8 protein-coding genes are annotated in these 7340 nt (G+C 73.2%); 3 read left to right on the top strand and 5 right to left on the bottom strand.

The window, feature by feature from the left end; translation table 11 throughout:
* Positions 1–87 precede the first annotated feature (87 nt).
* Positions 88–813 (top strand): FHA domain-containing protein, encoded by a 726-nt coding sequence (locus E1264_RS37610; RefSeq protein ID WP_132181506.1) that lies wholly within the window; start codon positions 88–90, stop codon positions 811–813.
* A 217-nt stretch (positions 814–1030) separates the two neighbouring features.
* On the opposite strand, the gene E1264_RS37605 is transcribed toward E1264_RS37610, so the two are convergent.
* The gene (locus E1264_RS37605; protein ID WP_132181504.1) at positions 1031–1882 is read right to left on the bottom strand and encodes a bifunctional methylenetetrahydrofolate dehydrogenase/methenyltetrahydrofolate cyclohydrolase; all 852 of its coding nucleotides are present in this window, start codon (positions 1880–1882) and stop codon (positions 1031–1033) included.
* Positions 1883–2107: 225 nt separating this feature from the next.
* On the opposite strand from E1264_RS37605, the gene E1264_RS37600 reads away from it, so the two are divergent.
* On the top strand, positions 2108–2701 hold the full coding sequence (locus tag E1264_RS37600; protein ID WP_132181502.1) for a GNAT family protein: 594 nt from the start codon (positions 2108–2110) through the stop codon (positions 2699–2701).
* An 85-nt stretch (positions 2702–2786) separates the two neighbouring features.
* Here E1264_RS37600 and E1264_RS44105 read toward each other — a convergent pair whose 3' ends face one another.
* The 3 genes from E1264_RS44105 to purN form a co-directional block, all read right to left on the bottom strand.
* Complete coding sequence (locus E1264_RS44105; RefSeq protein ID WP_165964577.1) at positions 2787–2963, bottom strand: hypothetical protein; 177 nt, start codon at positions 2961–2963, stop codon at positions 2787–2789.
* A gap of 150 nt (positions 2964–3113) precedes the next feature.
* Positions 3114–4679, bottom strand: coding sequence for a bifunctional phosphoribosylaminoimidazolecarboxamide formyltransferase/IMP cyclohydrolase (gene purH, locus E1264_RS37595; RefSeq protein WP_132181500.1), 1566 nt, complete (start codon positions 4677–4679; stop codon positions 3114–3116).
* Positions 4660–5364: a phosphoribosylglycinamide formyltransferase gene (gene purN / locus E1264_RS37590; protein WP_132181498.1), complete on the bottom strand. Its 705-nt coding sequence runs from the start codon at positions 5362–5364 to the stop codon at positions 4660–4662. The genes purH and purN overlap by 20 nt, the downstream gene beginning before the upstream one ends.
* A 146-nt stretch (positions 5365–5510) precedes the next feature.
* Between purN and E1264_RS37585 the strand changes: the two genes are divergently transcribed.
* Positions 5511–6095, top strand: coding sequence for a hypothetical protein (locus E1264_RS37585; protein WP_132181496.1), 585 nt, complete (start codon positions 5511–5513; stop codon positions 6093–6095).
* Between the two features lie 22 nt (positions 6096–6117).
* Here E1264_RS37585 and E1264_RS37580 read toward each other — a convergent pair.
* On the bottom strand, positions 6118–7340 hold a 1223-nt coding region (locus E1264_RS37580; protein WP_243711416.1), incomplete at its 5' end, for a DUF6350 family protein.

The raw sequence follows: 7340 nt of genomic DNA, 5'->3' as shown, positions 1-7340 counted from the left end.
AAGAGACAGCGCCAGTAGGAGGGTGTGACGGTGACGCGCCCGGGTAACTCGGCAGACAGGGGTCGCTAACTAGCTGGGAGGACTGCCGTGGAGGGGCCGTTCATGCGGATCGAGGACAGCGGGCTGGTGATGCCGCTGCGCCCCGACGTTACGACGGTCGGGAGAGGGAGAGGAGTCGACATCCGCCTCGACGACCCGAGTGTGTCCCGTCTGCACGCTGAGATCGTCCGACGCGGTCCGTACGTCTACGTGGTGGACATGGGCCTGTCCCGCAACGGGACCCGCGTCAACGGCCGGCCGATCGCCCGCCGTGTCCTGGAGGACGGCGACGTCGTGAGCTTCGGCACGGCGCGCTGCCGGATGGGGGGCATCCCCCGTGAGGAGGTCGACCCGGACGTCGAACTGCGCCGGGCCGTCGCACCCGAGCTCACCCGCCGCGAGGTCGACGTGCTCACCTCGCTCTGCCGTCCCGCCCTGTCCGACGAGGCGTTCGTGGCCCCGGCCACGGCACGCGACATCGCCGGAGAGCTGGTGGTGACGGAGGCGGCCGTCAAGCAGCACCTGCTGCGCCTCTACCAGAAGTTCCGCATCCCCGAGGGCGCCAACCGGCGCACGCGGCTCGCCAACGAGGTCATCGCGATGGGCCTCGTCCGGCCGCTGCCGCCGGTGCACGTCCCGCAGGGCCGCCCTCCGATGGACGGGCGGGTCCCCGGGGTCCGGGGCACGGCCGAGACCCGGCGGGCGGGCGCGGGCCACGCGCACGTCAACGGGCCCGGACGCGCACCCAGCGCGGCGGGACGGAGGGCCAGCTGAACTGAGCACGCGATCGCTCTCTGGCAGCGCAACTTCGAGGGCGATCGCCGAACCCGCCCGTCCGGGGCCGTGCAGGTGACGGCGCGGCTCCGGACGGAGGAACGTAGGGCGCGGGCCGCCATCAGGGTGCTGGTGGCGGCCCGCGTTCGCATGTCCGGCGCCACTCGGCGCATGTCCGGCGCCCCGTCGGCGCGTGTCCGGCGCCCCGCCGCGCGTGTCAGGCGGCCTGGTTCTCGGCGGCTTCGACGACGTTGGCGAGGAGCATCGCGCGGGTCATCGGGCCGACGCCGCCCGGGTTCGGGGCGACCCACCCGGCGACCTCGCGGACGTCGGCGGCGACGTCCCCGGCGAGCTTGCCGTCCACGCGGGACACGCCCACGTCCAGGACGGCCGCCCCCGGCTTGACCATGTCGGCGGTGACGAGATCGGGGACGCCCGCGGCGGCCACGACGATGTCAGCGCGGCGGGTGTGGGCCGCCAGGTCGCGGGTCGCGGTGTGGCAGAGGGTGACGGTCGCGTTCTCCGAGCGGCGGGTGAGGAGGAGGCCGAGCGAGCGCCCGACCGTGATGCCGCGGCCCACGACCGCGACGTCGGCGCCCTTGATCGGGACGTCGAAGCGGCGGAGCAGCTCGATGATGCCCTTCGGCGTGCACGGGAGCGGGCCCGGCTGCATCAGGACGAGCCGTCCGAGGTTCGTGGGGTGCAGGCCGTCAGCGTCCTTGGCCGGGTCGATGCGCTCCAGCACGCGCTGCTCGTCCAGCCCCTTCGGCAGCGGAAGCTGGACGATGTAGCCGGTGCAGGCCGGGTCGGCGTTCAGCTCGGCGACGGCGCGTTCGACGTCGTCCTGCGTGGCCGTGGCGGGCAGGTCGCGGCGGATGCTCTCGATGCCGACCTCGGCGCAGTCGCGGTGCTTCATGTTGACGTAGGAATGGCTGCCGGGGTCGTCGCCGACGAGGACGGTGCCGAGCCCGACGGACACGCCGCGGTCGCGCAGCGCCTCGACGCGGACCTTGAGGTTCGAGCGGATCTCGGCGGCGGTGGCCTTGCCGTCCAGAATCTGTGCCGTCATGCGTTCCTCCGCGGGGGAATGGCTCCCGTCCACCCAGGCGCGCGGTGTCCGGACTGTCGTTCGCTCCCCGGTGGTGCCCCACCTTGACCGCGCCAGTCGCGTGAACGCCCATGCTATCCGGCGGGCGGGCGACATCCGGGCGCGCGGCGACGGCGGAGTGGTCCGTGGAAATCGGTGGAAAGTGGACCTGCCGGACACCGCCGGTCCGCTCGTAACGTGCCGAGCATGAGCGACGCATGGTTCGAGCGGCCCGTCCTGACCGGGCGATATGTGCGGCTGGAGCCGCTGGCGGCGGAGCACGCCGAGGGCCTGTTCGCGGCGTCCAAGGATCCGACGGTCTGGACGTGGATGAGCGAGCGCCAGCCAGCGTCGCTTGAGGAGATGCGCGTGCTGGTCGACACGGCCCTCGCCCAGCACGAGCGGGGGCTGCGGCTGCCGTGGGCGCAGATCGACGCCGCGACAGGGGAGGTCGCCGGGACGACGTCGTACTACGAGATCGCCCCGTCCGATCGAGGGCTGTGCATCGGCTACACGTGGCTCGGGACGCGGTGGCAGCGGTCGGGCCTCAACACGGAGGCGAAGCTGCTGCTGATGGGCCGCGCGTTCGACGATCTCGGGGCGATCCGGGTCGGCTGGCACACCCACGTCCGGAACGAGCGGTCGCGCGCGGCGATCGAGCGGCTCGGCGCATCGTTCGAGGGCGTCCACCGCAAGCACCGCATCCGCGCGGACGGATCGATCCGCGACACCGCCGTCTACGCGATGACCGACGACGACTGGCCCGCGGCGGCGGAAGCGTTGCGCACCAGGCTCCGCTGAGCACAGCGGTCGGCCTCCAGGCGCGCCGATTCCAGGCGGCCGGTTTCAGGCGGGCCGGTTTCAGGCGGGCCCGCCTTCAGGGCGGTCAGTCTTCGGAGCGCTGGCGCCAGGCGAGGATGCGGTCGGTGCCGTGCCAGCCGAGCTGGGCGGCGAGCATCGCGGCGAGGAACGCCGCGGCCAGGCCGATCACCTGCCGCGACTCCATCAGCAACGCGTCCGCCCGGTACACCGTCACCAGCATGAGGGACATCAGCAGATCCATCGCGCCTCCACACGGATTCGCTCGCGCCGGGGGTGGTCTGGGGAGGGTCGTGGGCGCGGCCAGGCAGAGGCTACCTGCCGCGAAAGGTAAAGAAACCCAAGGTAAACCCGGTGTGGCGGTGTCGTCCGCCACACCGGGGTCCCGCCGGCGTCAGTGGAAGAAGTGCCTGACACCGGTGAAATAGAGGCTGATTCCGGCCTTCTCGGCGGCGGCGATCACCAGGTCGTCCTTGACGGAACCGCCGGGCTCGACGATCGCGCGGACGCCCGCCGCGGTCAGTACCTCAAGGCCGTCCGGGAACGGGAAGAACGCGTCGGACGCGCCGACCGCGGACGCGGCCCGCTCAGCGCCTGCCCGCTCCACGGCGAGCTTGGCGGAGTCGACCCGGTTGACCTGGCCCATGCCGACGCCGACGGTGGCGCCGTCCGCGGCGAGCAGGATCGCGTTCGACTTGACCGCGCGGATCGCCCGCCACGCGAACGCCAGGTCGGCGAGCGTGACCGCGTCCACCGCCGGGCCGGTCTTGAGCTCCCAGGTGGACGGGTCGTCGCCCGGTGCGTCCACTTGGTCGACGCCCTGCAGCAGGACGCCGCCGTCGATGCGCCGGTACTCGACGGCGCCGGACGGCGCGTCCGGGCACACCAGCAGCCGGATGTTCTTGAACCGGTCGGTGAGGATCGTGACGGCCTCGTCCTCGAACGACGGCGCGACCAGCACCTCGGCGAAGCTCTCGGTGACCTGCCGCGCCATCGCGGCGGTGACCGGCCGGTTCGCCGCGATGACGCCGCCGTACGCCGACACGGGGTCGCAGGCGTGCGCCTTGCGGTGCGCCTCCGCGATGTCGGCGCCGACCGCGATGCCGCACGGGTTGGCGTGCTTGATGATCGCGACGCAGGGCTCGGTGAAGTCGTGGGCGGCGCGGCGGGCGGCGTCGGTGTCCACGTAGTTGTTGTAGGACATCTCCTTGCCGTACAGCTGCTCGGCCCCCGCCAGCCCGGACTCGCCGGGCGTGCGGTACAGCGCGGCGCGCTGGTGCGGGTTCTCGCCGTACCGGAGGGTGTTCGACCGCTCCCACGTGGCGCCGAGGAAATCGGGCCACTGCGTCTCGGCGGCGGTCTCGTCGGGCGCGTAACCGCTCGCGAACCACGACGCGACGGCCACGTCGTAGGACGCGGTGTGCGCGAACGCCTTCGCGGCCAGGCGGCGCCGCTCCTCGATCGTGAACCCGCCCGCCCGGACGGCGTCCAGCACGGCCCCGTACCCGGACGGGTCGACGACGACGGACACGCTCGCGTGGTTCTTCGCGGCGGCGCGCACCATCGTCGGGCCGCCGATGTCGATCTGCTCGACGCACTCGTCCGGGGACGCGCCCGACGCGACCGTCTCGGCGAACGGGTACAGGTTCGCCACCAGCAGGTCGAACGGCTCGACGGCCAGGTCTTCGAGCTGCTGGAGGTGGTCCTCCTTGCGGCGGTCGGCGAGCAGGCCCGCGTGCACCGCCGGGTGCAGGGTCTTGACCCGCCCGTCCAGGCACTCGGGGAACCCGGTGAGCTTCTCCACCTTCATCACCGGGACGCCCGCGGACGCGATCCGTCCCGCCGTCGACCCGGTCGAGACGATCTCCACGCCCGCCTCGTGCAGGCCCCGGGCCAGTTCCTCCAGCCCGGACTTGTCGTACACGCTGATCAGCGCGCGCTTAATCGCCACCCGACTCACCGGCCGAGCTCCCCTCTTGATCGGACGAACCCCTGTCGCCTGCGTCGTTCGCACCGTCTGCGTCGCCGCAGGTCTTGCACTTCAACGAGACCCGCCTGCCGTGCGCCGTCCAGCCGTCGCGGGCGAGGCGTCCGACGACGTCGACCAGGAGCCGGCGCTCCACCTGCTTGATCCGCTCGTGCAGGGAGTCCTCATCGTCGTGCCAGCGCACGGGGACGGTGTCCTGGGCGATGACGGGCCCGGTGTCCACCCCTTCGTCGACGAAGTGAACCGTACAGCCCGTCACCTTCACCCCGTACGCCAGGGCGTCCCGTACGGCATGGGCGCCGGGGAAGGAGGGCAGCAGCGCGGGATGGGTGTTGACCGTCCGGCCGCCGAACCGGGACAGGAAGCGCGGCCCGAGGATCTTCATGAACCCGGCGGACACCACGAGATCGGGCTCGTACCGCGCCACCGCGTCGGTCAGCGCCGCGTCCCAGTCATCCCGAGACGGAAAATCCGGGACGCATACGGTAAAAGCGGGCACACCGGAGCGTTCGGCGCGGGCGGTTCCGCCGATATCGGGACGGTCCGCGCCCACGGCCACCACTTTCGCCCCGTAGGCTGGATCCGCGCACGCGTCGAGCAGCGCTTGTAGGTTGGTCCCCGCGCCGGAGACGAGGACGACGAGCCGGGCGGACACCATGACTCCCTGGTGGACGATGCTGGTGGACTGCGGGGATCGGCGGAGGTCCGTCGAACGGGCCGACCTGCAGCCTATCGGGCCCGCTCGGCGCCCCCAGAACACGGGATCACGGGGGGATCCACATCACCGTCCAGGAGGAACAGAACGTGAGCGAGCAGCCGGAGCCAGACCGGCGGCCGGAGCCGGACCAGGCCCCGCAGCCGGACGAGACGCCGGCCGGGCAAGGGCCCGCGGGGCAGCCGCCGGCGGAGCAGGCGCCGGCCGGGCAGGGGCCGCAGACGGGGCCGATGCCGCCGGCGGGGCCCGAGCAGCCCGCAGGGCCGGGGCAGCCGGCGGGGCCGGGGCAGCCGCAGCGGACCGGCTGGCGGGCCCTGTGGCTCGGCGCCATCGCGCTGCTGACCGCGTTCTTCTTCTACCCGCTCGGCCTGGTCCTCGGCGTCGCCGCGCTCGTCGTCGGCATCCGCGCCCGGCGGGCCGCGCGCCGCGCCCGGGGAGCCGCGCCGGGCGCCGTCCCCGGCATCGTCCTCGGCTCGGTCGGCCTGGCGTTCTCGATGCTGTCGGTGTCGCTCACGGCGTTCCTGTGGACGGAGCTGAGCGGCTACCAGAGCTGCCTCAGCGGGTCCAACACGACGGCCGACAAGCAGTCCTGCCGGGACGAGTACTTCCCCAAGATCGAGGACAAGCTCGGCCTGCCCGACGGCAGCATGGACAGGTACGGCGACCTGCTCTAGCCGTAGAGGTCAGCCGCCGAGGTCAGTCCTCCTGGCCGGGCTCTTCGCGCAGGACGTAGATCGCGCCGCCCCTGTTCTCGGTGCGCTCGGGGTCCTCGGGCGGGGGCGGCATGGGGCCGGAGGACGGCTCGTCGATGATGTGGCCCTCGACGAGGACCGTCCCGTCCCGCTCCAGGGCCCGCGCTTCAGGTTCGGGTTCCGGCTGCGGCTCGGGCCCGGGCCCGGGCCCGGGCCCGGGCTCGGGCTCGGGAGGCTCTTCGATCAGCTCGGGCAGCGGATCCAGCGACCGGCGGGCGCGGCGGCGCGGTGCCAGGACGGGCTCCGCCTCCTCGAACTCCAACGGATCCGGCGCATGGGGCGGCCTGGCCGGGGTGGACGGCGCGGCGGTCGCCCGCGGTCCGGGGATCTTCGTCTCGTAGTCGCCGGGAACGGGCGCGGACAGCGGCATCGGCATCGGCGCCGGTGTCGGCGTCGCGAGTTCGCGCGGACGCTTCCGCGCGGGCTGCTTCGCCTTCTTCGCCGCCTTCTTCCTCGCCTTCGACCTGGACTTCGACCCCTTCTGGGGCGCGCGGGCGGGACGGCGCAGCACCATCCAGTTCGCCACCCATGCCGCAATCGCCGCCGAGATGCCGACCTCCAGGGCCGCCAGCAGCCCGACCTGCCAGGCGGACGGTCCCACGGTCGCCATCCGCCCGTCGCCGAGCGGCCCGCCGGACAGGGCGCTCAGCAGCGCCACCACGGCGCCCGTCAGCGCGCCGGACAGGAAGCCCCACAACGGCGCGCCCTCCGACACCCGGGTCGGCATCGACCGGATCGTCAGGGCGCCGCCGACCGCGCCCGCGAGGAACGGCGCGGCCAGCGCGATCAGCGACAGCGCGGGGGCCGGGCCCGGCTCGGGCAGCGCGGCGAGCGGCGGGAACGCGGGGACGAGATCGAGGACCACGCCGGTCGGCGACACGCTCGTCCCGGCGCCGATCGAGAAGCCGGGACCGATCGCGTACGCCATCCCCCAGATCACCGCGTTCGGCAGGAACGCCAGCTCGACCAGGAACAGCAGCACGCCGCCGACGACTCCCGGGGCGAGCAGGTCGTACAGGTGGTCGGCCTCCGACATGTGCATGGCGAGCGATACGCCGACGAGGAGCGCCCCCGACGCGAGCAGCACGGAGAGCGAGCCCGCCACGCCGATCACGAGCGAGCGCGGCCGGTCCGGCAGCAGCCGCAGCAGCGCGCTGAGCCCCGACC

Source organism: Actinomadura sp. KC216, assembly GCF_004348535.1.
Lineage (GTDB): Bacteria > Actinomycetota > Actinomycetes > Streptosporangiales > Streptosporangiaceae > Spirillospora.
This window is presented reverse-complemented; position numbering and strand designations above follow the sequence as displayed.

Coding starts and splice junctions, on each gene's coding strand:
- E1264_RS37605 (WP_132181504.1), bottom strand. CDS start 1,882: ATGACGGCACAGATTCTGGACGGCAAGGCCACCGCCGCCGAGATCCGC.
- E1264_RS37600 (WP_132181502.1), top strand. CDS start 2,108: ATGAGCGACGCATGGTTCGAGCGGCCCGTCCTGACCGGGCGATATGTG.
- E1264_RS44105 (WP_165964577.1), bottom strand. CDS start 2,963: ATGGATCTGCTGATGTCCCTCATGCTGGTGACGGTGTACCGGGCGGAC.
- purN (WP_132181498.1), bottom strand. CDS start 5,364: ATGGTGTCCGCCCGGCTCGTCGTCCTCGTCTCCGGCGCGGGGACCAAC.